Source organism: Cupriavidus sp. 05T313 (genome assembly GCF_056396665.1).
The window spans coordinates 1-26,121 of the sequence record NZ_JBFTLX010000124.1; the positions used below are offsets into that span (position 1 = coordinate 1).

General features: G+C 67.5%; 22 protein-coding genes and 3 pseudogenes. 7 read left to right on the top strand and 18 right to left on the bottom strand.

Going from position 1 to position 26,121, the window contains the following annotated elements:
* Together AC1DKD_RS24140 and AC1DKD_RS24145 are read left to right on the top strand one after the other, a co-directional pair.
* A partial coding sequence (locus tag AC1DKD_RS24140) for an HD domain-containing phosphohydrolase (protein ID WP_477143796.1) occupies positions 1–1,038 on the top strand: 1,038 nt, incomplete at its 5' end.
* A gap of 5 nt (positions 1,039–1,043) precedes the next feature.
* Complete coding sequence (locus AC1DKD_RS24145; protein WP_477143797.1) at positions 1,044–4,859, top strand: hybrid sensor histidine kinase/response regulator; 3,816 nt, start codon at positions 1,044–1,046, stop codon at positions 4,857–4,859.
* A 102-nt stretch (positions 4,860–4,961) separates the two neighbouring features.
* Here the strand turns inward: AC1DKD_RS24145 and AC1DKD_RS24150 are convergent, their stop codons facing one another.
* Positions 4,962–6,020: a DMT family transporter gene (locus AC1DKD_RS24150; RefSeq protein WP_441633348.1), complete on the bottom strand. Its 1,059-nt coding sequence runs from the start codon at positions 6,018–6,020 to the stop codon at positions 4,962–4,964.
* Positions 6,021–6,076: 56 nt separating this feature from the next.
* Positions 6,077–6,289, bottom strand: a pseudogene (locus AC1DKD_RS24155) (chromate resistance protein ChrB domain-containing protein); the annotation flags it as partial.
* A gap of 183 nt (positions 6,290–6,472) precedes the next feature.
* Between AC1DKD_RS24155 and AC1DKD_RS24160 the strand changes: the two are divergent.
* Positions 6,473–7,432 carry a DMT family transporter gene (locus tag AC1DKD_RS24160; protein ID WP_441633350.1) on the top strand — a complete coding sequence of 320 codons (960 nt, stop codon included), beginning with the start codon at positions 6,473–6,475 and terminating at the stop codon, positions 7,430–7,432.
* Between the two features lie 51 nt (positions 7,433–7,483).
* Here AC1DKD_RS24160 and AC1DKD_RS24165 read toward each other — a convergent pair whose 3' ends face one another.
* Both AC1DKD_RS24165 and AC1DKD_RS24170 read right to left on the bottom strand, forming a co-directional pair.
* Entirely contained in the window at positions 7,484–7,924 is a 441-nt protein-coding gene (locus tag AC1DKD_RS24165; protein WP_441633352.1) for a GFA family protein, read from the bottom strand.
* A 79-nt stretch (positions 7,925–8,003) separates the two neighbouring features.
* Positions 8,004–8,369 carry a hypothetical protein gene (locus tag AC1DKD_RS24170; protein WP_441633354.1) on the bottom strand — a complete coding sequence of 122 codons (366 nt, stop codon included), beginning with the start codon at positions 8,367–8,369 and terminating at the stop codon, positions 8,004–8,006.
* 204 nt (positions 8,370–8,573) lie between these two features.
* Here AC1DKD_RS24170 and AC1DKD_RS24175 point away from each other — a divergent pair, with 204 nt between their 5' ends.
* Positions 8,574–9,251 carry an alpha/beta hydrolase gene (locus AC1DKD_RS24175; protein ID WP_441633356.1) on the top strand — a complete coding sequence of 226 codons (678 nt, stop codon included), beginning with the start codon at positions 8,574–8,576 and terminating at the stop codon, positions 9,249–9,251.
* A 7-nt stretch (positions 9,252–9,258) separates the two neighbouring features.
* On the opposite strand, the gene AC1DKD_RS24180 is transcribed toward AC1DKD_RS24175, so the two are convergent.
* Positions 9,259–10,797: a DHA2 family efflux MFS transporter permease subunit gene (locus AC1DKD_RS24180; RefSeq protein WP_441633358.1), complete on the bottom strand. Its 1,539-nt coding sequence runs from the start codon at positions 10,795–10,797 to the stop codon at positions 9,259–9,261.
* A 127-nt stretch (positions 10,798–10,924) separates the two neighbouring features.
* Here AC1DKD_RS24180 and AC1DKD_RS24185 point away from each other — a divergent pair, with 127 nt between their 5' ends.
* Positions 10,925–11,368, top strand: coding sequence for a MarR family winged helix-turn-helix transcriptional regulator (locus tag AC1DKD_RS24185; protein WP_441633360.1), 444 nt, complete (start codon positions 10,925–10,927; stop codon positions 11,366–11,368).
* A 26-nt stretch (positions 11,369–11,394) separates the two neighbouring features.
* On the opposite strand, the gene AC1DKD_RS24190 is transcribed toward AC1DKD_RS24185, so the two are convergent.
* From AC1DKD_RS24190 to AC1DKD_RS24210, 5 genes are all read right to left on the bottom strand, one after another.
* Positions 11,395–11,769 carry a hypothetical protein gene (locus tag AC1DKD_RS24190; RefSeq protein WP_441633362.1) on the bottom strand — a complete coding sequence of 125 codons (375 nt, stop codon included), beginning with the start codon at positions 11,767–11,769 and terminating at the stop codon, positions 11,395–11,397.
* A gap of 235 nt (positions 11,770–12,004) precedes the next feature.
* Entirely contained in the window at positions 12,005–12,895 is an 891-nt protein-coding gene (glxR, locus tag AC1DKD_RS24195) for a 2-hydroxy-3-oxopropionate reductase (RefSeq protein WP_441633364.1), read from the bottom strand.
* A gap of 84 nt (positions 12,896–12,979) precedes the next feature.
* Positions 12,980–13,771: an HpcH/HpaI aldolase family protein gene (locus AC1DKD_RS24200; protein WP_441633366.1), complete on the bottom strand. Its 792-nt coding sequence runs from the start codon at positions 13,769–13,771 to the stop codon at positions 12,980–12,982.
* 400 nt (positions 13,772–14,171) lie between these two features.
* A complete protein-coding gene (locus AC1DKD_RS24205; RefSeq protein WP_441633368.1) occupies positions 14,172–14,867 on the bottom strand; it encodes a fumarylacetoacetate hydrolase family protein in 696 nt (231 codons plus the stop codon).
* Positions 14,868–14,901: 34 nt separating this feature from the next.
* On the bottom strand, positions 14,902–15,324 hold the full coding sequence (locus tag AC1DKD_RS24210; protein ID WP_477143798.1) for a VOC family protein: 423 nt from the start codon (positions 15,322–15,324) through the stop codon (positions 14,902–14,904).
* A gap of 146 nt (positions 15,325–15,470) precedes the next feature.
* Between AC1DKD_RS24210 and AC1DKD_RS24215 the strand changes: the two genes are divergently transcribed.
* The gene (locus tag AC1DKD_RS24215) at positions 15,471–16,352 is read left to right on the top strand and encodes a LysR family transcriptional regulator (RefSeq protein WP_441633372.1); all 882 of its coding nucleotides are present in this window, start codon (positions 15,471–15,473) and stop codon (positions 16,350–16,352) included.
* 119 nt (positions 16,353–16,471) lie between these two features.
* On the opposite strand, the gene AC1DKD_RS24220 is transcribed toward AC1DKD_RS24215, so the two are convergent.
* The 5 genes and pseudogenes from AC1DKD_RS24220 to AC1DKD_RS24240 form a co-directional block, all read right to left on the bottom strand.
* Positions 16,472–17,062 (bottom strand): TetR/AcrR family transcriptional regulator, encoded by a 591-nt coding sequence (locus AC1DKD_RS24220; protein WP_477102834.1) that lies wholly within the window; start codon positions 17,060–17,062, stop codon positions 16,472–16,474.
* 476 nt (positions 17,063–17,538) lie between these two features.
* A complete protein-coding gene (locus AC1DKD_RS24225) occupies positions 17,539–17,892 on the bottom strand; it encodes a glutathione S-transferase family protein (RefSeq protein WP_477143799.1) in 354 nt (117 codons plus the stop codon).
* 159 nt (positions 17,893–18,051) lie between these two features.
* A pseudogene (locus AC1DKD_RS24230) lies at positions 18,052–18,234 on the bottom strand (glutathione S-transferase family protein); the annotation flags it as partial.
* Between the two features lie 43 nt (positions 18,235–18,277).
* Positions 18,278–19,324 (bottom strand): annotated as a pseudogene (locus AC1DKD_RS24235) (MFS transporter); the annotation flags it as partial.
* A gap of 258 nt (positions 19,325–19,582) precedes the next feature.
* A complete protein-coding gene (locus AC1DKD_RS24240) occupies positions 19,583–20,407 on the bottom strand; it encodes a class I SAM-dependent methyltransferase (protein WP_441633378.1) in 825 nt (274 codons plus the stop codon).
* A 336-nt stretch (positions 20,408–20,743) separates the two neighbouring features.
* Here AC1DKD_RS24240 and AC1DKD_RS24245 point away from each other — a divergent pair, with 336 nt between their 5' ends.
* Positions 20,744–21,316 (top strand): hypothetical protein, encoded by a 573-nt coding sequence (locus AC1DKD_RS24245; RefSeq protein ID WP_477102833.1) that lies wholly within the window; start codon positions 20,744–20,746, stop codon positions 21,314–21,316.
* Between the two features lie 42 nt (positions 21,317–21,358).
* Here AC1DKD_RS24245 and AC1DKD_RS24250 read toward each other — a convergent pair whose 3' ends face one another.
* The 3 genes from AC1DKD_RS24250 to AC1DKD_RS24260 form a co-directional block, all read right to left on the bottom strand.
* Positions 21,359–22,678: a cytochrome-c peroxidase gene (locus tag AC1DKD_RS24250; protein WP_477111307.1), complete on the bottom strand. Its 1,320-nt coding sequence runs from the start codon at positions 22,676–22,678 to the stop codon at positions 21,359–21,361.
* Positions 22,675–24,246: a metallophosphoesterase gene (locus AC1DKD_RS24255; protein WP_441636674.1), complete on the bottom strand. Its 1,572-nt coding sequence runs from the start codon at positions 24,244–24,246 to the stop codon at positions 22,675–22,677. Before AC1DKD_RS24255 ends, AC1DKD_RS24250 begins: the two co-directional genes overlap by 4 nt.
* A 78-nt stretch (positions 24,247–24,324) precedes the next feature.
* Positions 24,325–25,992: a hypothetical protein gene (locus AC1DKD_RS24260; RefSeq protein WP_441636676.1), complete on the bottom strand. Its 1,668-nt coding sequence runs from the start codon at positions 25,990–25,992 to the stop codon at positions 24,325–24,327.
* Positions 25,993–26,121: the final 129 nt, after the last annotated feature.

Consider the following 26,121-nt stretch of genomic DNA (forward strand, 5'->3'; position numbering starts at 1 on the left):
GCGGTGCGCATCGCGTCGGCAGCGCCGCCAAGCCTGATCCTGCTCGATGTGATGATGCCCGACATGGACGGCTACGAGGTGTGCCGGCAGCTCAAGGCGAATCCGGCCACCATGGACGTGCCGGTGATCTTCCTCACTTCCCGCACCGGCGAGCACGACGAGACGCGCGGGTTCCAGGTTGGCGCCGTGGACTACATCATGAAGCCGCTCAGCCCGCTGGTGATGCACGCCAGGATCGCCACCCATCTCACGCTCAAGAACGCCAGGGATTTCCTGCGGGACAAGTCGGCCTACCTGGAGCAGGAGGTACAGCGGCGGATGCGGGAGATATCCATGATCCAGGATGTCACCATCATGGCCATGGCATCGCTGGCGGAGACGCGCGACAACGAAACCGGCAACCATCTGCGGCGTACCCAGCACTATGTGCGGCGGCTGGCGCAGGCGTTGCAGCACCACCCGCGTTTCAGCGAGGAACTCAACGACGAGACCATCGCGTTGCTGTTCAAGTCGGCACCGCTCCACGACATCGGCAAGGTGGGCATCCCGGACCGCATCCTGCTCAAGCCAGGCAAGCTGACCGCCGAAGAGTTCGAGATCATGAAGACCCACACCATCCTCGGGCGGGATGCCATCGCGCAAGCCGAGGCCCAGTGCGGCGCTCCCAACTCCTTCCTGCGCTACGCGCGGGAGATTGCGCACTATCACCAGGAGAAGTGGGATGGCAGCGGCTACCCGGAAGGGTTGTCGGGAGATGCGATTCCGGTGTCCGCGCGCCTCATGGCGGTTGCCGACGTATACGATGCGCTGATCAGCCGGAGGGTCTACAAGCCGGCGTTCCCGCACGAGCAGGCGGTGCGCATGATCGGCGAAGGCCGCGGCCGTCATTTCGATCCGGACATGGTCGATGCGTTCCTGGCGATCGCCCATGAGTTCCACGCCATTTCGCAACGCTACGCCGATACCGACGCGGACCATGCGCGCGAGGCGGAGCTGCTGGCCGCCAACGGTTATTCAGCCGCGACCCCTGGAGAATGATCGCCATGGCTGTCTCTGATTCCCTGCCTGGCTGGCGCAAGCGGGGGATGCGTCCCGGTGCCTGGCGCTATGTGTGCCCCGTGCTCCTCATGCTGGCGGTCTGCCTGCTTTCCGGCGGCGCCATCCACCTGGTGTACGAGAATAACCGCGCCATCCTGGGCGCGCGCATGGAGTCGACCCTGGCGGCCAACGCGCGCCTGCTGGGGCTGTGGAGCGGAGAACAGCAGCGGCGGGCGGGAACGATAGCGCGCATGGCGGAGGGGCTCAGGCTCGCGCGGCCGTTGCTATCCGCGCAAGGCCAGCCGTCGCCGGACCGCGAGGCGGCGGCCAGGTTTGAGCGATGGGCGACGCCGCTCTACCAGAGCAATGGCTACCTGGGCTTTGCCCTGGCCACGCCGGCACTCCAGATCGTCGCATCGGAACTGCCCAGCCGCATCGGCCTCCCGTTGTTGCCGGAATCCGCCAGGACCGCCAGGCGGGCGCTGGAGGAGGGCAGCGCGGTCTCGCCCCCTTATCCGGCCCCGGAGCCAACCCGTGACGCATCGGGCGCGCTGGCCGACTTGCCGTTCCAGGTGGTGTGCGCCCGCCTGTCCGACGCGGGACACAACATCGGCGTGTTGTGCCTGCGGGTGGATCCCCGCGCTGTGATGCTGCCGATCATCGAAGCGGGTCGCTTTGCCCGTACCGGCGAGTTGTACRCCATCGACAGCCAGGCCAGGCTGGCCTCTCCCAGCCGCTTCACGCGCGAGCTGGCGGCAACGGGCAGGCTGGCACGGAATACGTCGTCCATGCTCAATATCGCTGCCCGGGTGCCTCTGCAGCCAGGCAAGGCCGGGGGGAGCGGCCAGCAGGACGGCCCGCTGACCCTGGTCGCCGGGAGCGTGCTGCGCGACCGCGCGCCGGTGCTTGCCTTCGACTATCCGGACTTCCGCGGCGAACGGGTCGCGGGCGCGGCCAGGTGGATCCCCGGCCTGGAGGTGGGGCTGATCGTGGAGCAGGAGATGGGCGAGGCGTTCTCCTCCTATCTGTTCACGCGAAATGTCGTGGTGGCGCTGACCGCCATCATCCTGCTGCTGATCGCCATCGCCACCTGGATCCTGCGGCGGGAGGGCCGGCTCCTGGCCCAAAGCGAGGAGAGGATGCGCGCCATGCTCGAGCATTCGCCCGCGATCATGTCGCTCAAGGACCGCCAGCACGTCATGCTTGCCGCCAATCCGACCACGCAAGCCCTGTTGGGAGCGAGCGAGGCCGACGTGCTGGGCAAGGCTACCTGGGAGTTCAACACGGCAGCGGACGAAGCCCGGGCGCGCTGGGAGATGGAAGAGCGCGTGATGTCCTCGGGCAAGGCAGAGGAGCACATCTACGCCATGCAGACACCGCTTGGCGAGCGCCAGCTGCAGATGATGCGCTTTCCCGTGCGTGACCCRCACACCGGCGAAGTGGTGGGGGTCGGTGCCGTGGGCATCGATATCACGGAGCAGGTGGAGGCCAATCACCGCCTGAAATCGCTGTCCCAGACGCTGGAAGGCCGGGTCGAAGAGCGGACCTGGGAACTGGCCCAGGCCAATGCCGAGCTGGTCGTCGCCAAGCAGGCCGCCGAGAGCGCCGCCCATGCCAAGGCCAGCTTCCTGGCCAATATGAGCCATGAAATCCGTACCCCGATGAACGCGGTGATCGGCATGGCGCACCTGGCGCTGCGCACGCGGCTCGATGAGAAGCAACGCGGCTACCTGGAAAAGATCCAGCATTCCGGGCAGCATCTGCTGGAGATCATCGATGACATTCTCGACCTGTCGAAGATCGAAGCCGGCAAGCTGGAAATCGAGCGGATCGATTTTTCGCTGGAACGGATGTTGCGCACGGTGAGCGACCTGGTGGCCGAGCGCGCCGTCGCCAAGCATCTCGAACTGATCGTCGAAGTCGCCCCGGACGTGCCGGACTCGTTGCGCGGCGATCCGCTTCGGCTCAGGCAGATCCTGATCAATTTCGCCAACAACGCGGTCAAGTTCACCCATCAGGGCGAAATTGTCATCCGCGTCGAACGCCGCGGCGCCGGCGAATCCCAGCCCCGCATCCGCCTGCGCTTCGAAGTGCGCGACACCGGCATCGGCATCGATGCGGCCACGCACTCCCGCCTGTTCCAGAGCTTCGAGCAGGCCGATGCCTCGACCACGCGCCGCTACGGCGGCAGCGGCCTCGGCCTGGCCATCTGCCGCCGCCTGGTGGAACTGATGGGCGGCACGCTGGGGGTGGACAGCACCCCTGGCCAGGGCAGCACCTTCTGGTTCGAACTCGACCTGCAGGCAGGAAAGAAGCGGCCTGCCCGTGCCATGGTCGCACCGCAGCTTGCCGGCTGCCGTCTGCTGGTGGCGGACGATCACGACTACGCGCGCCAGGTCGTCATCTCCATGCTGCGCAACTTTGGCTTCCGCGTGGACGAGGCCGCCTCCGGCCGGGCCGCGCTGGCGAAAATCGCGTTGGCTGACGAGGCCGCCGACCCGTACCAGGCCGTGTTCATCGACTGGAAGATGCCTGGTCTCGACGGCATCGAGACCGCCCGCCATATCGATGCCATGCGCCTGCGCCACCCGCGTCCCCGCCGGGTCATGATCACCGCGCACGGCCGCGAGGAAGTCTTGCGCGAAGGCGAGCGCTCCGGCTTCGATGCGACCCTGATCAAGCCGGTGAGCGCCTCGATCTTGCTGGAGGCGACCGTGCGCACGCTGGCCGCCGACGAGGATGCCCCGGAGGACGCCGCCGAGGCGCGGGAGAGCGCGCCGGACGCGATGCTCTCCTTGCCCAGCGCACGGGTGTTGCTGGTGGAGGACAACGACATCAACCGGGAGGTTGCGGTTCACTTGCTGCAGGCCGCGGGGATCTACCCGGACGTGGCGGAGAACGGTGCCATTGCGCTGAACCAGGTCCAGGCCGGTGCCTACGATCTTGTCCTGATGGATGTGCAGATGCCCGTGATGGACGGGTTCGAAGCCACCAGGCGCATCCGGGGGCTGCCGGGTTTCGCGAGCTTGCCGGTGATCGCCATGACGGCCAATGCGCTGCCGGAAGACCGGGCGCGTTGCCTGGCGGCGGGCATGAACGACCATATCGCCAAGCCGATCATTCCGGCGGCCTTCTATGCCACCCTGCGCCAATGGCTGTCGGTTCCCGGTGGCGGAGATCCGGCGCCGCAAGCCGTTGCCCGGCCGGCCTGGGTCGACGCGCTGGCGGCCTCCCCGCACCTGGACGTGAACGGCGGCCTGGGGCGTGTGAGTGGCCGCGTGGAGGTCTATGGCCAGTTGCTCGAACGCTTCGCCGCGGGCTATGCCGACATGCCGGACCGCATCGGCGAGCGCATGGCCCGGGGCGACCGTGACGGCGCCTTGTCGCTGGCCCATTCGCTCAAGGGACTGGCCGCCAATCTTGGCGCCATGGCGCTTTCCTCCGCCGCGGCTACGCTGGAGGCGAGCTTGTTGCTGCCGACCGCGCCCGGGCGCCCGGATTCCGTCAAACTGCTGGCTGTCCTGCGCGCGGCCTTGCTGCCGTTGCTCGATGTCCTGCGCGCGCACTTGCCGGCTCAGGACGCTTCACCCCAGCCCGGCGCCGTGCCGGCGGCCGGCCCCGATCGCCAGGATGCCGCGCTGGCTGCCGTCCTGGAAGCACTACGCGGACAACTGGAGGGGGCCGATAGCGAGGCCAACAACACGTTCGCCCGCTACCGCGACGTCATTGCCCGCGGCCTGTCTGCCGACGCGTGCAAGCGCCTGCAGGCGCAACTGGATTGCTACGACTATCAGGGGGCACTGGAAACCCTTGGCGGCTAGGCCGCCGGGCCGGGATTGCCATACTGGCTCGCGATCGCCACGACATAGCCATCGGCGGCGCGCAGCCAGATCTCGCGGTGCCGCGCGTTCGCGCAGGCGGCGTCAGTGCGAATGCCTGTGATGGATATCCGGATAGTGCGGATGCCTGTGGACCAGGGGGGCATGCCGGTGCAGGTGCCGGTGCGGCTCCCGCCCGTCCCAGGGGAAGTCGTGTTCATGCTGGTGATGCGCATCGTGGCGATGCGTGTGGCTGTGTTCGAGCGGCTCGTGGGTGTGCTCGTGCTCGTGATGCTCGCGCAGGTGCAGCCAGACACCCAGCGCCATCAGCAAGGCCGCCGCGTAGAACACCACATGTGGCGGCTCGGGCCACATGGCCAGTGAAATCGCCACGCCGAACAGCGGCGCCACGGAAAAATAGGCACCTGTGCGGGCGGTACCCAGCAGCCGCAACGCGATGACAAAGAGCGCCAGGCTGACGCCGTACCCGAGGAACCCGATGGCCATGGCCGCGCCCAGCGCGGGCAGCGCCGGCAACCGGGCGCCGGTGGCAAGGGCCAGCCCCGTGTTGCAGAGACCGGCCGCCAAGCCCTTGATGCAGGCGATCAACACGGCGTCGTTGCTCGACACCTTGCGCGTGAGGTTATTGTCGATGGCCCAGCACAGACACGCACCGATGATGAGCAAGGCGCCGGCTGACAATGGCAGGCGGCCCGGCTGCCAGGACAGCAGCAAGCCGCCGGCAACGATGGCGGCCATGCCGATCACGATCGGGCGGCTGGCATTCTCCCTGAAGACCACCCAGGCGATCAGCGCGGTGAACACGCCTTCCACGTTCAGCAGCAGGGAAGCCGACGCCGCGCTAGTTCCGGCCAGGCCGCTCATCAGCAAGGCCGGCCCGGCCATGCCGCCGGCGAGGATGGCGCCCAGCAGCCACGGCATTTCCCGGCGCGGAATGCCAGGCATCTGGGTACCGGCATTGCCGGAGCCCATCCCGATGCGCCGCAGCACCAGCAGCAGGCCAAGACCCAGGCCGCTGCCCAGGTAAAGCAAGCCCGCCAACAGCAAGGGCGGGACGGATCCGGCCAGGGCTTTGGCAAGTGGCGTGCTTGCCCCGAACAGCAGCGCGGAGGCCAGGGCGGGGGCGGCGGTGCGCAGGGACATGGGCGTATGGCACTGGCTGGTTGGTTGTTAACGTATTGTCGCCCGGCCAGGCCGCGTCAGGGCGTGTCCTGGGCAGGCATGACCGGCGACCAGCGATGTTCTTCCGCCTGGCAGTGCAGGCACCAGGCGAAAAGGGCGTCATACATCACCATGCCGTGCGCGAGCATCTCGTGATCGTCGGCGAACACGTGCGACAGGCCCCGCGAGATGGCATATAGCCCCGCCGATTGCGCAGTGAGGTCCAGCCGCGAGATATCCGCCCCGCGCATATGCGATCCGCGCGCTCGCTGATACTGGCTCTGGATGGATTTGTGGTGATAGCGTAACTTCGCCAAGGGCTGCCCGATGACCGCGCCGGTGCATGGCTTGCAATCCATTGTTCAGCACACGCTGAAACGTTCGCCCGCGTCGCATGCCCACAATGGTTGCGATGCCTTCCCCGGGAGAACCGCATGCCAGCCAACCCCACCGCGGATGCGCGCGCGGCCCACGCCAGCGGGCCCGCGCCGGACCTGGCGCTGCTGCTGGCCTTGTCCACGCTATGGGGCGCGTCCTACACCTTTATCCGGCTCGGCGTTGCCACGATTCCCCCGGTGACGCTGATCGCGGCAAGAACACTGATCGCCGGCGCGCTGCTGGTGGCCTGGATGGCCGCCAGGGGCATGCCGATGCCGCGTGATGCTGGAACCTGGCGCCGCTTTGCCGTGCAGGCCATGCTGAACAGCGTGGTGCCCTTTACGCTCATCGCCTGGGCCGAGCAGTCGGTTCCGGCCGGCCTGGCGACGATCCTGAACGCCGCCTCGCCGGTGATGGCCGTGCTGGGAACCTGGCTGGTCACCCGCCACGAACGCATCGCGGCGCGCAAGCTGTTCGGCGTGATCGCCGGGCTCGCGGGCATTTGCATGATCGTCGGCACCAGCGTGCTGGGCGGCCTCGGGCAACAGTTGTTGCCGCAACTCGCCATTGTTGCCGCCACCGCCTGCTATGCCGGCGCGGCCATCTACGGCCGCTCGTTCAGGGACCTGGCGCCGGCGGCGCCCGCGGCCGGTTCGATGATCGTGGGGGCGGCATTGCTGGTGCCGGCAAGCCTGGTCATGGACCGGCCCTGGACGCTGCATCCGTCAATGTCGTCGCTGGCCGCCTTGCTGGCGCTATCGGTTTTTTCCACCGCGCTGGCTTTTGTCATCTACTTTCGCCTGGTGCGCACACTGGGTCCTGTGGGAACCACGGCGCAAGCCTATCTGCGCGTGCCGATCGGCGTCGCCATCGGCATCGTGTTTCTCGGCGAGTCGCTTACGGCCGGGGCATGGGCCGGCCTGGCGTGCGTGGTTGCCGGCGTCGCTGCCATGACGATGCCCGCGCGGGAGCGCCCCGCCGGCGCAAAGCCTGCAACGCCGACGGGCCGCGCGTGACCAACCCGTCGTACATCTGCAGCCTCAGTGAGAGCGAGCTTGCCGGGCGGCTCAGAACCCTGCCTTGTGCAGCGGGCCATCCCATCCGTCCAGGAACTTCGGCAACTGATCCTCCACGTCCACCACGCGATGCCGGTAGAACAGGTGCATGGCCGGTTGCAGGGCCTCCGGCAGCGCGCCGCCACTTGCCCGCGCGAAGAGGCTGTTGGGAATGACCGACATGCCAAGCCGGTTGGTGCCGACCAGCGTCTCGCCGCACTGCCGGCAGAACTGGCGCTCGAGTTGCCGCGTTCTGTGGTGGTACGTGGCCAGGTGCTCGGCGCCGCGTTCCACCAGTACTTGCGCCGGCTCCCAGGCCGTGGCGGCAAATACCGGCGTCGCATAGAAATCCCGGCAAGCCTGGCAATGGCAATTGGCCCTGGCCACCGGCGCTCCGCTAATACGAAGCTGGACCTGGCCGCAAAGGCACTCCAACGTAGCGGGGATTGTCATGGGCATTGTCTCCTGTCTTTTGAATGACGAGGAGCATTCTACTTGGCGCCGGGCCGGGCTGCCTGGCGCCGGCGCGCGGTCATCCCGTGATGGCCGCGTCAAGCATGGCGCCGAACAATCCGATCAGCAGCACGACCGCCGAGGCGATGAACCAGCGCACCGTCTTGCGGTATTCCGGCACCTGGTCATCCTCCACCCGCAGCGAGCGGAACAGGGCAACGATCTGCAGGCACACGGCGGCCAGCAGCGAGGCGGCGGCGAGCAGTGCCTGGGTGCTCCAGCGGCCGGGGCTCTCGAAGCCCCAGAAGCGCCAGAACGCCAGCGAGAAGCCAAGCAATACCGTGATGGCGGTGATGATGCCTTGCCGGTAGCCCGCCGGCACGACCTGGGGCGCCACGCTTGCCGCCTTTGCGGCTGGCGCGGGATCGGGGGCAGGGGCAGCCATGAGATGTCCTCCTGAGCGGTGCCGGACGGCCGCAGATGTGGTGCAACGAGTATAGGCACCGGCGGCCGTGGGTGAATCCTCCTCCATGCCGCCGTCTGTCACGCGCGCTCCCCCGGCATTACAATGCGGCTTCGCGGCCGCAGCCCTGGCGTCAGCGCTGACCGGCTCGCCTTGCCACTGCCTGTGCCTTACCTCCCATACCCTATGTCTTCGCTTTCTCCCTCAGACAATCGCATCTGGTTCGATGGCGCCGCCGGCCGCATCGAGGCCCTGGCGGATTCGCCGCAAGGGCCTCCTGCCGGCATCGCGGTGATCGCGCACCCGCATCCTCTGCTTGGCGGCAGCGCCGAGCACAAGATTCCGGTGGCGCTGGCCAGGATCTTCCAGGCGCGCGGCTATCTGGCCGTGCGGCCCAACTTCCGGGGCGTGGGCGGTACGCAGGGCAGTCACGACGCAGGGCAGGGCGAGACGGATGACATGCTTCTGGCCGTCCGGCATCTCAGGCAGGCGCACCCGGACCTGCCGCTGGCGCTGGCCGGCTTCTCATTCGGCGCCTATGTGCAGACGCGCGTGGCAAAGCAGTTGCTGGAGGACGGCGAACAGATCGCACACCTGATCCTGGCCGGCATGCCGGCAGGCCCGGCCGCCGGCGGCCGCAATTACGACACCCCCGCGGTGCCTGCCGATACCTTCGTCATCCACGGCGAACTGGACACCAACGTACCGCTGCAAGCCGTGTTCGACTGGGCGCGCCCGCAGGAGTTGCCCGTTGTGGTGGTGCCCGGCGCCAACCACTTCTTCACCGGCAAGCTGCCCGTGTTCCAGCGCGCCGTGGCGGAGTACCTGGACCACCGGCAGAGGCTGGGCAGGGCGGCCGGCTAGCCGTGCGTCAGTCCATGGCCGCATGCGCGACCGCGTCGCCGCCGGCATGGTGCGTGGGCCTGATCAGCAGGATCAGCGGCACCACCAGCAGGGTCGCGAGGAACATGACCTTGAAATCGTTGAGGTAGGCGATCATCGAAGCCTGCTGGTTGATCGACTGGTTGAGCATGGCCAGGTCGTAGCGCGAGCCGCTTGCCAGCAGCGCCTGCATGGCCGGGTTGTACACGCTCACATTGGCAGCCAGGTCGGCGTGGGCAACCTGTGTGTTGCGCGTCATCAAGGTCTGGATGACGGAGATGCCGATACTGCTGCCGATATTGCGCATCAGGCTGTAGGTGGCGGTGCCGTCCGCGCGCAGCTCCGGGGCGAGCGTGGAGAATGTCAGCGCGCTGAGCGGCACGAACACCAGCCCCAGCCCGAAGCCCTGGATGATGCCGGGCCAGACGATGTCGGAGACCGACAGCACGACGGTATATTGCATCATCTGCCACAGCGCGAAGGCGGAGATCAGGAAGCCCGACAGCAGCAGCACGCGCGCGTCGATGCGCTTGAGCAGGCGTCCGGCCAGCAGCATTGAAAGCATGGTGCCCGCGCCGCTTGGCGCGGTGACCAGTCCGGTGGTGGCGACGGGATAGCCCATCAGGTTCTGCAACATCGGCGGCAGCAGCGCACGGGTGGCGTACATGACCGCGCCGATCACGAAGATAAAGCAGGCGCCGGTGGCGAAGTTGCGGTCCTTCAGCAACTGGTAGCGGAAAAACGACTTTGGCCCGGCGGTGGCGGTGTGCGCGAGGAAGTAGAGGAAACTCACTCCGGCCAGGATGGCTTCGATCCGGATCTCCAGCGAGCCAAACCAGTCCAGCTGCTCGCCGCGGTCCAGCATGGCCTGCAGCGCGCCGATCGCCAGGCCAAGCGTGATAAAGCCGAAGGCATCGAACTTCACCGCCCGCTCCGCCGCCCTGGCGGGCAGGAACGACAGCACGCCAAACAGCGCGAAGGCGCCAATCGGCACGTTGATGAAGAACACCCATCGCCAGTTATAGCTGTCGGTGAGCCAGCCACCCAGCGTCGGGCCGAGGATCGGGCCCACCATCACCCCCATTCCCCAGACCGCCATCGCCTGTCCCTGCTTTTCGCGGGGATTGATGTCCAGCAGGATCGATTGCGACAGCGGTACCAGCGACGCCCCGAAGATGCCTTGCAGCAGCCGGGAGGCCACGATCTGCGCGAGTGTGTCCGAGAGCCCGCAGAACGCGGAAGCGATGGTGAAGCCCGTGATCGAGACGGCCAGCAGGCGCTTCACACTGAGCCGGTCGGACAGCCAGCCGGTCAGCGGCGTGGCGATCGCGGCAGCGACGATGTACGAGGTCAGCACCCATGTGATTTCATCCTGCGATGCCGACAGGCTGCCTTGCATATGCGGCAGCGCCACATTGGCGATGGTGCTGTCTAGTGTCTGGATCAGGGTGGCGGCCATGATCGAGATGGTGATCATGGGCCGGTTGAGCGGCATCGCTACGCGCCCTGCTACCGCTTCGGATGACATGGATAAGGCAGGCTGGTGGACGGGGATATGATAAGCATGCTTATTATACGGACGCCACAAGGCATGGCAAGGCGGTTTTCGCTGGCGGTACCGCGTCCACGGAGGTAGATGTTTGTACAATCGCGCCATGGAAACGAAACTGGAAAAACGCTTTGGCTTCCTGGTCTCGGACGTCGGCCGGCTCAGCGGCAAGCGCTTCGACGACCTGGCGAAGTCGTCCCTTGATCTCACCAGGGCGCAATGCCGCGCGCTCGCCTACCTGTCGCACTACGGTGAAGTCAACCAGGTGCGGCTGGCCGACTTGCTTGAAGTCGCGCCGATCTCGGCTGGCCGCCTGCTGGACCGGATGGAAGAGGGCGGCTGGATCGAACGGCTGCCGAACCCCGCGGACCGCAGGGAACGGGTGGTGCGCATGACGCCCAAGGCGGAGAAGGCACTGGACAAGGCGCGCCGGGTCGGGGATGAGGTTGCCGAGGAAGCGCTGGCAGGGCTCAGCGCGCAGGAGCGGGAGCAGTTGATCCGCTTGCTCCAGCGCGTGCGGGTCAATCTCGGCACGATTGTCGATCGCTGACGGGAAGGGCGCGTACGATGCATCGCTCAAAGCAGCCGGTGCATGTCTTCCACCGCGTCATCCAGCTGCAGCTTCAGCAGCTTCAGCAGGCAGTACAAGCCATAGGCTTCTTCGGCTTTCTCGCTCTGCAACTCCGCTAGCTGCAGCACGCTGTCCAGGCCGGCGCTGACACTCTGCAATTCGGCGCAGCCGTTCGCCATGCGCTCGCCGAGGCTGCGGTTCAGCGCATCGATCTGGGCGGTCAGTTCGGCTACGCGGGGCGGATCCCCGGGTTCGGCGGGACGGCTCAGGCTGAGCACTTCGGCGATGAGATCGCTTAGCGTGCTGAAGACGAAGGGCGGATCAGTCGGACTGCCGGCGCTGGCGATCGGCTTGGGACCGGCTCGGTCGGTGGGACGCAATGCAAGCTCCTCATAGTGTGGAGGTCCGCCTGCTCCAACGCGAGAGTGGCGGGCTCGCAAAAGCATACTGCGTATGCGGTCGCTCGCCCTTCGGRAATTTCCGTATTTGCACGGCACCGCATTTTGCCTTGCACCAACCGTTCACCACCGATGCTGCCTGCGCCTGCCGCAACGCGATGCCTGCGATCCGGTCGGCGTGGAATCCGGTCCGGATCGCATGGTTGCTGCGGGGGCTTCAGCCTTGCTTGGGGGCGACTTCATGGTTGGCCATCAGCTCAAGCGCCCTGACCAGCCCCGAATGATCCCAGCCCGCGCCACCATGGCTTGTGCACGCATTGAACAATTCCTGGCAGGTGGCGGTATTCGGCAGCGACAGCCCCATCTCCCGGGCGTTCGACAGCGCAAGGTTCAGGTCCTTCTGGTGCAGCCCGATGCGGAAACCCGGTTCGAACGTGCGCTTGATCATGCGTTCGCCATGCACTTCCAGCACCTTGGAGGAGGCAAAGCCGCCCATCAGCGCCTGGCGCACGCGCGCCGGGTCCGCGCCCGCCTTGGACGCGAACAGCAGCGCTTCGGCGACCGCCTCGATGTTCAGCGCCACGATGATCTGGTTGGCGACCTTGGCGGTTTGCCCCGCGCCGTTGTCGCCCACCAGCGTGATGTTCTTGCCCATCAGTTCGAACAGCGGCCGTACCGTTTCGAAGGTAGCCTCCGGCCCGCCCACCATGATGGACAGCGTGGCATTGCGCGCGCCGACCTCGCCGCCCGATACCGGCGCATCCAGGTACTGGCAGCCGCGCGCGTCGATACGCTTGGCAAATGCCTTGGTGGCGATAGGCGAGATCGAACTCATGTCGACCACGATCTTGCCGGCGCTCAGTCCGTCGGCAATGCCGCCCTCGTTGAACAGCGCCGCTTCCACGTGGGGCGTGTCCGGCACCATCAGGAAGATCACGTCGGCCCGTTCGGCCACTTCCTTGCCGCTGCCGCAGGCCACGCCGCCGCTGTCCAGCAAGCTTTGCGGCACGCCGCTGCGGCTGGACAAGCTGACTTCGTGGCCGCCGGCGATGAGGTTCGCCGCCATCGGGGTGCCCATGATGCCAAGGCCGATAAATCCAAGCTTCACTTTTGTTCTCCGTTAGTGCATGGCACTGGCATCGCGTACGCCGCGATGCCGGTGTTTCAAATCGCAAACCGCAAATCAAAGATATCAATAGCCCGATGCCTGCCCCGGGGCGGCTTGCCCGGCACGCATCTGCGTGACCACCTGCCTGGCGCCGGCCGCCATCAGCCGCGCATCGGAGCCCACCGTGACAAACTGGAAGCCCTGTTCGATCCGGCGCAATGCCGCCTCCGGCGCGCCGTTGTGGATGCCGGCGACTACGCCGTGGGCCTTGGCGCGCGAAAGCACATGCGCAATGGCGTCCGCAACGGGCGGGTCGACATCGTCGAAGGTGGGCCTGCAACCGAGCGCCAGCGACAAATCGGACGGGCCGATATAGACGGCATCGAGCCCCTGGACCGAGAGGATGTCGTCCAGGTTGTTGAGCCCTTGCATGGTCTCGATCATCGCGAAGGTGACGATGGTCTCGTTGGCGTGTTCCGGATAGTCGGCGCCGCCATAAAGCAAGCCGCGGATCGGTCCGAAGCTGCGCGTGCCCAGCGGCGGGTAGTGGGTGGCGGCGACGAACCGTTCCGCGTCTTCGCGGGTATTGATCATCGGACAGATGACACCGTACGCGCCGGCGTCGAGCACCTTCATCAGGATGCCCGGCTCGTTCCACGGCACCCGTACCACGGGCACGGTGTCCGTGGTGGAGATCGCGGTGAACAGGGTGATGGCGTCGCGGTAGTCGACGGCGCCATGCTGCAGGTCCACCGTCAGTGAATCCCAGCCCTGGTGGGCCATGGTCTCCGCGGCGAAGCCGCTGGGGATGGACAGCCAGCCGTTGATGACAGCGTGCCCCCCCGCCCACATTTTCCGAATCCGGTTCTCGCGCATTGTCTCTCCTCGCATGGGTTTGTCCGGCGCTGGTTGCCCTGTGCCGCCAACTTATAAGTTATCGTACAACTTGGAGGGAAGTATAAGCTTTACACGCGCTTCGTCAAGAGACGGCGGGAAGTGTCGGCGATGATCGTCTGCTTCTATCAATTTAGCGGCGGCTCGGGGCTGGCGCTCCGGCTTGGGGGCGGATAGCGCCCGCCTGCCGCTTTAGACGTTTTCGTCGTAGGATGTCCTACTAAAAGAAATCGACATTGACGCACCTGGATGGATATCCCCGCGATCCGTCGCAGCGTTTTGTTGCTGCTGAAACGGCCCGGCGGGGAATCCGCCGGGCGCGAACAGGAAACCGGGCCCGGATGCACCTGGAAATACGATGAGTGGCCTTGCGGCGTTCGCCTCAGCGCTTGCCGATCCGGAAAGCGATCTCGCCGACGCCTTCGATGCCCGCGGTCACCGCATCGCCCGGCTGCAGCGCGCCGACGCCAGCCGGCGTGCCAGTGAAGATCAGGTCACCCGGCGCCAGGGTCACACTTTGCGATACGTAGGCAATGACGTCCGCCACGGGCCAGATCTGCTCGTTCAGGTTGCCTTCCTGGCGGGGCTCGCCATTGACCTTGAGCCATACGCGGCCGTGGGCGGGGTGCCCGATGCTGGCAGCGGGCTGTAGCGGACCGCACGGGGCGGAGGCGTCGAAGCCCTTCGACCAGTCCCACGGGCGGCTCATCTTCTTGGCGGTGTCCTGCAGGTCGCGGCGCGTCAGGTCCACGCCAACGCCGTAGCCCCACACCAGTTCGAGCGCCTGCTCCGGCTTGATGTTGGCGCCACCCTTGCCGATGGCCACCACCAGTTCGATTTCATGATGGAGGTTGTCCGTCAGCGGCGGATAGGGCACGGTTCCTTCCGCGGCTACCACCGCATCGGCCGGCTTGGTGAAGAAGAACGGCGGTTCGCGGTCCGGGTCATTGCCCATCTCGCGCGCATGCGCCGCATAGTTGCGGCCAACGCAGAACACGCGGCGGATGGGGAAGCGGGCGCTGCTGCCGGCCACGGCGACGCTCGCCTGCCCGGCGGGCTGGATGACGAATTCAGTCATGTCTGGGTTCCTGGGGGCGTATGTGAGGAGGCGGTTACTTTGCAAAGACCTGGCTGATGTCGCCGAAGGCCTTGAACTCAAGGGCATTGCCCGACGGATCGAGGAAGAACATCGTGGCCTGCTCGCCAACCTGTCCCTTGAAGCGTACATGCGGCTCGATCACGAACCGGGTGTCAGCGGCGCGCAGCTTGTCAGCCAGTGCTTCCCRCGCTTCCATGGACAGGATCGCGCCGAAGTGCCGCACCGGCACCTCGTCGCCATCGACGGCACTGGTTGCGCGATGGCCGCATTCTTCCGGCGCGAGGTGCGCGACGACCTGGTGGCCGTAGAAATTGAAATCGATCCAGGCATCGGAACTGCGGCCTTCCGGGCAGCCGAGGAGTCCGCCGTAGAAGCGGCGGGCTTCCGCCAGGTCGTTGACGGGAAAAGCCAGGTGGAACAACGGCGTTGCGCTCATGGGAGGGGCTCTTGTGGGTTGGGGGTATCGGCAGTGCGTCCGCATTGATTGTAATCAGCAGAAGTCGTAATATGAAACGAATGATTTCTGTGCTCAGCATAGAAATTTTCGATATAAAACCATGATCGGACCATGAGCCGCACCGGATGATCCGCTATTTCCGTACCTTCCTGGTCGCCGCCGAAACCTCGTCCTTTTCCGCCACTGGCGCGCGCCTGGCCCTCACGCAGTCCGCTGTGAGCACGCAGATCCGCCGGCTGGAGGAAGACCTGGGATGCGCCCTGTTCGACCGGGCCGGCAAGTCGGTCGCACTGAGCGAGGAGGGCCGCAAGCTGCTTCCGGAGGCCATGCGCTTTGTCGAGCTCTATGAGTCGATGAAGGGCCGCGTGCATTCGGCCCCGGATACCACGCCGCTGGATCTTGGCGCCGTCTCGACCGTGCAGGCCACGCTGCTGCCCAAGGCCATGAAGCGCCTGCGCGCCGGCTTTCCCAAGGCGCACGTCAATATCGTTCCCGGCATGTCCACCCAGTTGCTTACCCAGGTGGATGCCCGCGAGCTTGACGTAGCCGTCCTGATCAGGCCCAGGCTTGGCATTCCCCAGGAACTCAAATGGGTGCCGCTGATGCGGGAGCGCTTTGTCGGCATCGCGCCCTCCGGCTCGCCGCGCGAGCTGAAGGCGGCGCTGGCGGCGTTGCCATTCATCCGCTACAACCGGCATTCCATGGGCGGCCAGCTGGTGGACCGCTATCTCCGGCGCCACCGGCTGTGGGTGGACGAGAGCATGGAGCTGGACGAGCCAGCGGTGATCCTGCAGATGGTGGGCGAGGGGCTGGGCTGCGCGATCATTCCGGCGGAACTGGTCCCGCTCAAGTCAGCGCGCAACGTCGTGGAAATACCGCTGCCGGGCGAACCGGTCTTTCGCGAGATCGGCGTGCTGGTCCGGCAGTCGGCGCTCAAGCGGCCATCCATGGCGGCACTGATCGATGCGCTCGTTGCCGAGACCGCTCACTGGCGGGACCCGGTGTAATCAGGCGGTCTCCTCGGCAAGCATGCATGCCGGGCCGCGCTGCATCGCCATCCAGGCAATCGCAAGCGCGGCCAGCGAGAAGCCTGCCGCGGCCCACGGCAGGCAAGGCTGGCGTGCGTTCAGCGCTTGGGCCAGGACAGCAATGTGGCCTCTACGACGGCCTGCAGGTCCTCTCGCGTCGCGCCGCTCTTGGCCCGCACCGCCATGCCCTGGATGATGGTGGCAATGTAGTGCGCGGCGCCGCCGGCCGTCATCCCCTTCGGCAACTGGCCATTCCCGCTGGCCAGGACGTCTTCGAACCGATCGCGCAGCAGGTCGCAAATGGCGTTGCGGTTCGACGCAAGCGCCTCCCGTATGGCTTCGTTGCCGGGCGAGCAAGCCAGGGCGGCATTGGTCTCGAGGCAGCCGTGCGGCGTGCCCGCGCCAGTGTGCAGTTCGACCATGCCATGCAGCAATCGCTCGGCGATCCGGCGCGGCGTTGGCTCGGCCAGCGCAGCCTGCCGGAAGGCCAGATAGCGCTGATGGTAGCGCTCGAGAACTTTCCTGAAGAGCGTCTCCTTGTTGACGAACGCGCCATAAAGGCTCGACTTTGTCAGGCCGGTGGCTTCGAGCAGGTCGGCCAGCGAAGTCCCCTCGTAGCCGTTTTCCCAGAATGCCCGGAGCGCCAGGTCAAGAACCTCGTCTTCGTCGAATTCGCGCGGTCGTGCCATGGAATCGTGCGGCAGGAGTGGAAACCATGATTGTAGACCACCTGGTCCGTAATACCGGCTCGCCGCGCCGACCAGGCCGCGCCGAAAAAAAAAACGCCCCGGGCGGCGGGAGCGCACTCGGGGCGATGAGGACGAATTGGCGGTACCCACGAGGCGCCGCCACCCAGCAAATCGAAAAATCGGAGAGTCAGCAAGCGGGACGGATCACGCGCCGCAGAACACGTGCCCGCATATTAAGGAGCACAGCAGCGGATCAAAGCCCGGAGTAGCAGGGCCATTGCGGCCCTATCCCGGCTTTAGGCACCAGGGCGGTGCTCATGGCCTAGCGCTGGGCAGGCCTGCCTGTCGCACACGTCACTTGCGGTCTCGGGAGGCGGCTCCGGCCGGCCGGCCGCGCCGACGCATTGCCCGGCCCGCGGCTCCCGGACTCGCGTCTTATTGCGGCAGCCGACATCGAATGGCGTCCCCAGGGAAGATCAGGCAACCGGCGGCTCGTCCCGGAGAAAGCGCGCCGGGATGGCGCCCTTGACCGGGAACAGGTGGAAGTAGGGGCGGGCTTCGGCGATGACACGTTGCACGGACGGGCGGCCCCACAGGCGCTCCGCATAGGCGGCCAGGCGCGGATGCGTTTGCGCGAACGGCATCACCATGCCCGCATAGAACAGCGCCGGCTCCGCCGAGCAGTCCGCCAGGGTGAAATGCTCGCCCGCCACCCAGGTCCTGTCCGCCATGTGCTGCTCGATCATGTCATAGGCAGTGCGCAGCGTGGCCTGCGCGTCCGCGACGCCGCGCGGATCGCGCTCGCCATCGGCCCGCAGCCGGTCGCCCACGATCTTCTGCACCGGGATGTGCACGTAGTGGTCGAAGGTGCGGTCCCATAGCCGAACCTCGCGGCGCTCGTCGTCCGTGGCGGGCAGCAACGGGCGCGCGCCGGGGTAATGCCGGTCGAGATACTCGATGATGATCGTGCTTTCCGGGATTGTCAGGCCGCGGCTGTCGTCGCGCAGGACCGGCATCTTGCCGATGGGCCAGAGCGCCAGGAAGGCGGCGCGGGAGTCCGGCTCGCCAAGGTTGACCAGATGGGTGGAAAACGGCGTGCCGTTCTCGTAAAGCGCGATCAGCACCTTGTGGCAAAAAGAGGACAGCGGATGAGCATGGAGCGTCAGGGCCATGATGGTTGCCTCCTTGTCGTTCCGGCCGCAGCCGGGATGCCGGATCGTAGACCAGCCCGCCGCCAAATGCGCCGACGAAGCTGCCGATCTGGTGGCTGAAGAATGCCACGCCGCCAAGCATCGCCTGCCAGCGCAGGCCGAAGGTTTCGGCGATCCAGCCTGCCACCAGCGGTGCCACGCCCAGCCACAGGAAACCCATCACCGCGGCGAACACCAGCGTGCTGCCGGGCGTGGGCGCGGACGAGAAATACCAGGTCAGCGCAAGCGAGCGCACGGTGTAGATGGTGCCGAGCAGCATGAGCTTGTTGACCCGGCCGCCGGCCCAGCCGAAGAACAGGCTGCCCAGCACGTTGAAGCCGCCGATCACGCCCAGGGCCTTGGCGCTGAGCATGGGGTCCATGCCGCAGACGTCGAGATACGAGGGCAGGTGCGTGGTGAGGAAAACCAGCTGCATGCCGCAGACGAAATAAGCGGCGCCCATGACCAGGAAGGCCTTGTGCCGCAAGGCCGTGCCAAGCGCCTCGCGCGCGTTTTGCTGCACGCCGCCCGGCGGCGTGGGCAGCGGCAGGCGATCCACCTTGCCGGCAAACCAGGCGGCCGGCAGCATCACCAGCGCCAGCACGACAAAGGCCGCCAGGCCCACGCGCCAGCCGTAGGATTGCGCCACCATTTGCCCGATCGGCGCGGCTACCAGGGCCCCGAGCGAGCCGGCGCCCGACACGATGCCCAGCACCGTGCTGCGCAAGGCGGCCGGCACCGGGCGTGCCGCGACCGCCATGGAAATGGCGCTGCCGGTGCAGGCCATCGACGCCCCGATCGCCACGCCGGCGCCGAGCGTCACGCCCACGATGCCGTGGGCGGTGGCCAGCAGCACCAGGCCCAGCACATAGAGCAGCGAGCCGCTCATCATCAGGGGCCGGAATCCTACCCGCGTGGCCCACGCGCCGGCCAGCGGCTGGAGCAGGCCCCAGGCCAGGTTCTGCACCGCAATCGCAATCGTGAAGTCCGACACCGAGATGCCGATGTCCCTGGTCAGGGGCGGCATGAAGATGCCCAGGCTCTGTCGCAGGCCCATGGCCAGGCTGAGCATCACGGAGGCGCCGAGCAGGATCGGCAGGACGGGGCGGAGGTCGGTCAGGCGGGGAGGCACGGTGGGGCTGTCTCTATTGTTGTCTTTGTCTTGTTGTTCTCTTATGCCGGCTCGCCCTGGGCAGCCGCGAACAGATGCGAACACACGTGAACAGCCGCTCAGGGCTGGGTCAATGGCTCAACCGAGGGTAGTTCCGAACGAAATCGAAGTCAATTTGGATCTGCTTAAGCGACCCTTTGCGCGGCGCCGGCGTTCGCGCTATGGCCTGACTGCGGTTGCCAGCAGGGCCGGCATCGGCACGTCGAAGGCGTCGCCGCTGACATAGGCGGCAACGGTGTCCCGGAGCGCTGCGCGGATGGCTTCCCTGGCTTGCGGGCTTTGCGCACGCAGGGTGGCAGATGCGCGCACCGTTCCCGCCGCGACCATCTGGAAGAGCTGGTCGGGCGTCGCCATGCGCCAGCTCTGCGGCACCTGGCGGCAGGAGGGGGAGACAAAGCCCGCGCCGAGCAGCGCCTTTGCGCACGCATCCGGATCGCTGAACAGGAAGAAGTTCGGTCCCGCCGGCAGGCCGACATCCAATGTGCCGTGGGCGCGCACGGCGGCATAGAGCGCCCCGAATCCCACGGCGCGCTCCGGCACGTCCCACACGGTGAATGCCACGCGCCCGCCGGGCTTGAGCACGCGCAAGGCCTCGCGCAGCGCCAGGTCGGGATCGGGCAGGTGGCACATGCCGAAGGCGTTGACGACCGCATCGAAGGTGCCCGGTTCGAACGGAAGCGCCTGTGCATCGGCCTGTTCGAAGCGCAGCGCGGGATAGCGCTGGCGTGCCATCCCGACCTGCGCGGCCGCGAAGTCGATGCCCACCGGATGCGCGCCGCGCCGCGCCGCCGCGTCGGCCACATAGCCCGCGCCGGTCGCGACATCCAGCACTTGTGTTCCGTCGCCAACGGCCGCCGCATCCAGCAGTGCGCCGATGGATTGGATGGTGACGCCCGAAAGGTTTTCGTCGTATCCGGAGACGGTGGCGGGGTCCTCCCAGCCAGCCCGTTCGAATTCCTGGAAGGATTGCGCTGAACCGGCCATGGGAACCTCCGTTGGCGAGAGCTGCGCACGGTGACCGATGCTGCGCTTGCGGCGCGGGCATCCGTGCGTGTCGCTCACTTTGCGCCAGGTCTTTACTTGCGGCAAGTCCTCCCGGAATGGCGGCCGGGCCCCCGGACCGGACAATCGCGGCGCCATTGACCGCATCCCCGGCGACGCGCAGTTCGTGATCGTCGGGACGCCGTCGCGCTGCGGAAGCGCTAAGTCAAACATGCCTGTACCTGGCGGATCGCGGCTGGCGCCATCGGGCATCCGGTGGACGCGCATGGCGAATCAATGCGCGTATGCTCTGCCAACAGCCAACTTTCCCGCATTCCCATGTCGAAAGTCTGCAAAGCCGTTATCCCTCTGGGCCCGGCATCGCTCCTGGCGCTCGCGCTGACCGGCTGCGTGTCCCACTACCGGGTCGAGACCGGCGCACCCGCCGCCCGTGTGCGGTTGCTGACCAACACGGAAGACAACACGACCTTCAGCGTGGTGGATGCGGGYAAATGTCCCAAGCCGCCCAAGCCGCTCTTGCTGGCCGCGACGGGAAACCAGATCACGGCGATGGGGAGGGAACCCGGCCTGGCGATGGTGGGGATCTCGCCGGAGCCCCCCGGCCGCACGCGCGAACGGTGGTTGCTGGCAGGCCATCGGATCTACCTGACCGCGATGGCGGCATCGGCCGCCGACGACCAGCCTTACCGCTGCGCGGTGGGCATTTCCTTTGTGCCGCTGCCAGGTTGGGAGTATGAGTTCCGCTTTCAGCGCAATGCCGCCGCGAAGAGTTGCGGCGGACAGGTGCTGCGGCTGGTCCGGGCAGAGGGCGGCGCCATCGCAACAACGCCCGATCCTACGCAACAGGTCTTTCGCGGCTTTGAAGCGGACGCGGTCTGCGCGGCGCCGTGAGGCAGCCTGGCGCTGCCGCGGCGCAGCGTGTAGCCGGGCCGGTCAGCGCTGTGCCGCCGCCGCGCCCGGCATGAGGCCGGCATAAGGCGCATCGGTCAGCGTTCGCAGGAATGCCACGAGATCGTCGATCTCCGCTTCGGTCATGGCCGGGGCTGTTCCCGCGCGCCGGTTCATCGGCGTGGAGTTGATGTTGATGTTTCCCCGGTAGGCCGCCGGCACGTCGTCGAAGGTCCTGGCGCCGCGATACCACTTGCCCGGATCGGTCGAGCGCGTGTTGTAGAACGCCACCGCATCGCGCAGCGTGGTGAACACACCGTTGTGCATGAAGCTCTGGCGCACCGCCACATTGCGCAGGCCGGGCGTGCGGATATAGCCGCACCATTGCTCCGGCTCGGGCCAGCGCAGGCGGCGGGCGCTGTCGCACAAGCCGTTGTCGAAATGGCCGGGGTCGCGGTTGGCGGCCAGCGCGCGGTTGCGCGGAACGGCAATGGCGTCGTAGCCGAAATCCGTAAACAGCGAGCGCTCGGGACGGCTGGCGGTGTCCGCCAGCGTGTGGCAGCTCATGCAATTGCCCTTGTCCGGGTTCTTGAACAAGGCCAGGCCGCGCGCTTCCTGCGGTGCCAGCGGCGTGCGGTGGCGCAGGTAGTCATCGAAGCGGGAACTGAAGGGCGCCATCTCATCGCTCTGCAGGTAGGCCTCCAGCGCCTTGCCCAGCGCCCTCACCATTTGCTCGGGATCGGTCTGTACCGCGGCGCCGAAGTGCCGGGCCAGCGCGGGTGCCAGCCCGGTCCCCTTGACCTTGCGCAGCAGGCTGGCGGGGGTGCCGTTGTTCATCTCGTTGGGATCGAGCAAGGGGCCGCGCGCCTGCTCGGCGAGTGTGTCGGCGCGGCCGTCGGCGAACAGGCCGCCGAAGGGCGACGCGTAGGGCGCGTCGTTGTCCTGGTAGAAGTGCCGGCGTGGAATGTAGCGCACGTAAAGCAGCGACGGCGCGTTGCGCAGGCTGAAGCGGCCGGGCCGGCTGCCCTGGGGCACGTGCGGCCCGGCCAGAGCGGCGGGCGACAGTGTTGGCGCGAAGGCGCGCGCCGGGTCGTGGCAGGCGGCGCAGGATGTGCCGCGCGGCTCCGACAGGCGGGCGTCGAAGAAGATGCGCTTGCCCAGCGCGGCCAGGCCAGGATCGGGGCGGAAGACGGCGGCGGTGGGGTCCACCTTGGCGGTGACCTTTGGCGTGCCGTTGCCGATGGTCGCCACCACGCCCGCGGGCGGGGCGCCCGGCGTCAGCGCCACGCCGGGCGGCGGCGCCGCCAGGCAGGCACCGCCAACGCAGGCCAGAAGGGCGATGGCGGCGCGCGTGGCTGCGCTCACGGCGCCAGGAAGCCGGTCTTGTCGCAAGCCAGCGTATTGGAGGTTTGCACGCAGGTAGCCATCAGCTTGCCGGCCACGCTATAGGCCTTGAAGGTCCAGCCGGTGGCGGGCGATGCGTTGCGCTCCATCATCACGAAGCCGAAGCTGCTGTGATGGGTGATCTTGTCGATGACGGTGCCGGGCGCGGGAATCGTGCCGGGCGGCAGCGGATCGGGCAGCGCTACGTCCAGGTTGTCGCCGCCGTTGCCGGACACGATGGTGGCCGGGTGGCCGGAGGCGAAATTGATGGCCTGGAAGTCATGCACGTGGCCGTGCAGCGCCACGTGCACGCCGACCGGGTAATAAGCCTGGGCGTTGGCGTTGCTCATCACCGACTGCAGCGCCAGGTTGCCCGGCGCGGGGTTGTTGCCCGCCACCGGCGCAAAGGCCAGGATGGGATGGTGGTTGGTGAACAGGGTGGTGCTCATGCCCGGCCTGGCGGCGAGCCAGCCCACCGTCTGGAACTGCTTCTGGTAAGCGATGAACTGCGGGTCGTTGGTGGGCAGCGCGGTCTTGCCGGCCTTGGCCGAGTCAAAGACGATGACTTGCGAACCGGTGCCGAGCGCAACGGCGTAGGGCTCGGAGTAGTTGGCGTTGCCGTCGTTGGCCGGGTCGTTGCAGGAGCGCGCGTCCGAGTACGGGCGTGGATCGAGGAAGCGGAACCAGCCCTGGCCGGCGCGCGCGCATTCCTCATGGTTGCCGCGCACCACCACCCACGGTGCCTTGGCCATCAGCGCGGCGGCGGGCTTGAAGAGGTCGGCCTGCCAGGTATCCCAGCCATAGCCCCACGGCGTGCCCTGGCAGCCGGCGATATCGGGCGGGCAGAGGTTTTCGCGATAGTGGTAGTCGCCGATATGCAGGACCAGGTCGGGGTTCATGCCGGCGGCGGTGGCGGCGAGCGCGGCAAACGGCCACGCGGTGCCGTCGCTGCAAGGCTGGTAGGCGTTATCCGCCTTCTTCAGGCGGCAGCCGGTGTCGGCCAGCACCAGCACGCGCTGCGGCTGGGCCTTGGGTAGCGGCAGTGTCTGGCCCGCCACGCTGGCGGCGGCCGCATTGGCCGGCAGGGTCGCTTCGCACACCGAGACCGGGAAGTCCGATGGCTTGGAGTCGGCAGCGGCGCTGGCGGTGGTGCGCAGCGGCATGGTGCCGGCGACCACGCGCAGCGCCATGCGCTGCTGCACGCCATCTACCGTCAGCAAGGGGCACAGCGCATTCGACGGCAGTGCGCTGCCCGCGGCGGCGGCCGGCGCGACATAGCTGGTGATGACGCGGGCGATGGCCTGGTTGCTGTCGCCGATCTCTACCCACGCGGCCTGGATGTTGGCGCTGGTGCTGGCTGCATCGCCGGCCGGCACGACCGGCGCGGCGGGAGCGGCGGGGGCGGCCGGAGCCACCGGCGCGGCTGCCGCGTCGGTGCTGTCGCTGCCGCAGCCGTGCAGTACCGCTGCCGTGGCCAGCACCGCCAGGATCGCGCCGATGCCGACACGTGTGGCGGCTCCGGCGCGCCGGTTCGCTTTGGGGTTGCCCATTGTTATATCTCCCTGTCCGCTTTGTTAGCGAGGCGGAAATATACGGAAGGGATGTTTCGGCGCGATGAACGTTATGTGTCAGCGCCGCGGCCCTGGCCCCCCGCGGCGGGCGGCGCGCGTGGCTTCAGCCGCGGCCAGCTGCAGTTCGCGCGGCAGCGCGGTGATGGCGGCATGGAAGAAGCGGCGCTCCGCCGGGCGCAGCTTGCCGAGCAGGCCGGCCAGGCGCTCCACGGTGGCAAACGCGGCGGGGGTGTCGCCGTGCTCGAAGGTGTGGAACCAGCTGGCTTCAAGCAGCAGGTTGGCGAGTTGCAGGGCGCCGTAATGCACGTGCCCGGCATCGTGCTCGTTCAGCGCGAAGCCGGCCAGCGAAGACCAGCTGATAAAGCCCTTGGCGCGGGCAAACGGCGCATGGAAGGGGCGCAGCGCGTCCACGGCTTCGTCGAGCAGCAGCGGCCGCTGCGCGCGGAACGCCTTGAGCGTGCCGCCGCCGTCCTGCGCGCAGTTGCCGCGCGCGATACGCAGCAGGAAGATGATGTTCCACGCCGAGCCGCCGCCTGCGCCGAAGCGGTCGCAGATCCACTCCGACAAGCCCAGCCAGCGCACCGACTGGCGCTGCACCTGGCCGGCGGGCCACTGGCGCGCCGGGTCGATCAGGGCATGGTTCCAGAACAGCCACAGGCACAGGCCGAGATTGGCGGCCACGTGCTGCGCGGCATCTACCGAGTCCGCTTCGTACGCGGCCTGCAGCGCGCCGGAGAAGCCTGCCACGGCGGCTTCGGCGGCCTGCCGGGCTGCCTCCGGCTGCGTGGCCATGTCGCGGATCGCCACGGTCTTGTGGATCAGCGCGCCCAGGTTCAGGGTTTCAAAGCGCACGCGCGGGTTGTAGCGCACCACCGGCTGCAGCGCGGGGTCGGCGGCAAGGCTCTCCAGCTCGGCCTGCGCCGCTTCCATCTGGTTGCCGGCATAGCGCTCCCAGGCGCGCACCACGCGCGCCATGGCGGCGAAGGTCGGCAGGGCGGTATCCACGGTGCCGGTGCCGACGATGCGGTCAAAGCGCTGCAGCGCCGCACGGCTGCGCGCGAGGTCGTCGCCACGCCGCCACGCCAGGCTCTCCTTGAGCAGGGCGAAGGCGTGCTGGAAATCGTCGGTGGCGCAGCGCTGTGCCGCGCGCAGGGCGTTGGCCACGCCGTTGCTGGCGCTACCCCCCGCAACGCCCACGCCGTCCTGCATGCCGCGCATGGCTTGCGTGAGGTGGCTCCAGTAGCTGATGTCGCGCATCACGTAGTCGACGGCAGGATTACCGGGGCTGCCGGGATTTCCATCGCCCCCCTTGCCGGCGCGCTGCGCGGCGCCCGTGGCCGGTCCCACGAAGCGCGCCAGCGCCGCATCGCCGGCCCGGCGGCCGTCCACGGTGAAACGCAGGCGCTTGCAGGCCGCCGGCGTGATCCAGAACGGCCCGCGGCTGCGGTGCGCCGGGTTGAGCCCGGCGGCGCACTGGCTGCGATCCGGCCCCCAGCCCACCGGGATGTCCCAGCGCGCGAAATCGGCAAAGGCGCGGGAGACCAGCATGCGGATATTGGCGGCGTCGGGAAAGCGCGTTCGCAACAGAACCGCTGGCACGCCGGTGGCGCCCTTGCGCGCGGCCAGGCAGACCGCGGCGAGCAGCCACAGGCTCTGGTAGCGCGCGGGCTCGCCATTGACGCGAAAGGGCGCGGACAACTCGATGGTGAGGGAGGGCTGGGGCATGCGTTCGCGGATCGATTGGAGGGCCGTGGGCGCCTTCGGCGAGCACCGCCGGAACGCGCAGGTTACACAGGTTACAGCAAATGCTCTTGGCGGCGTGCCGCCGGACTCCTATGCTCCGCTTCGTTCGCC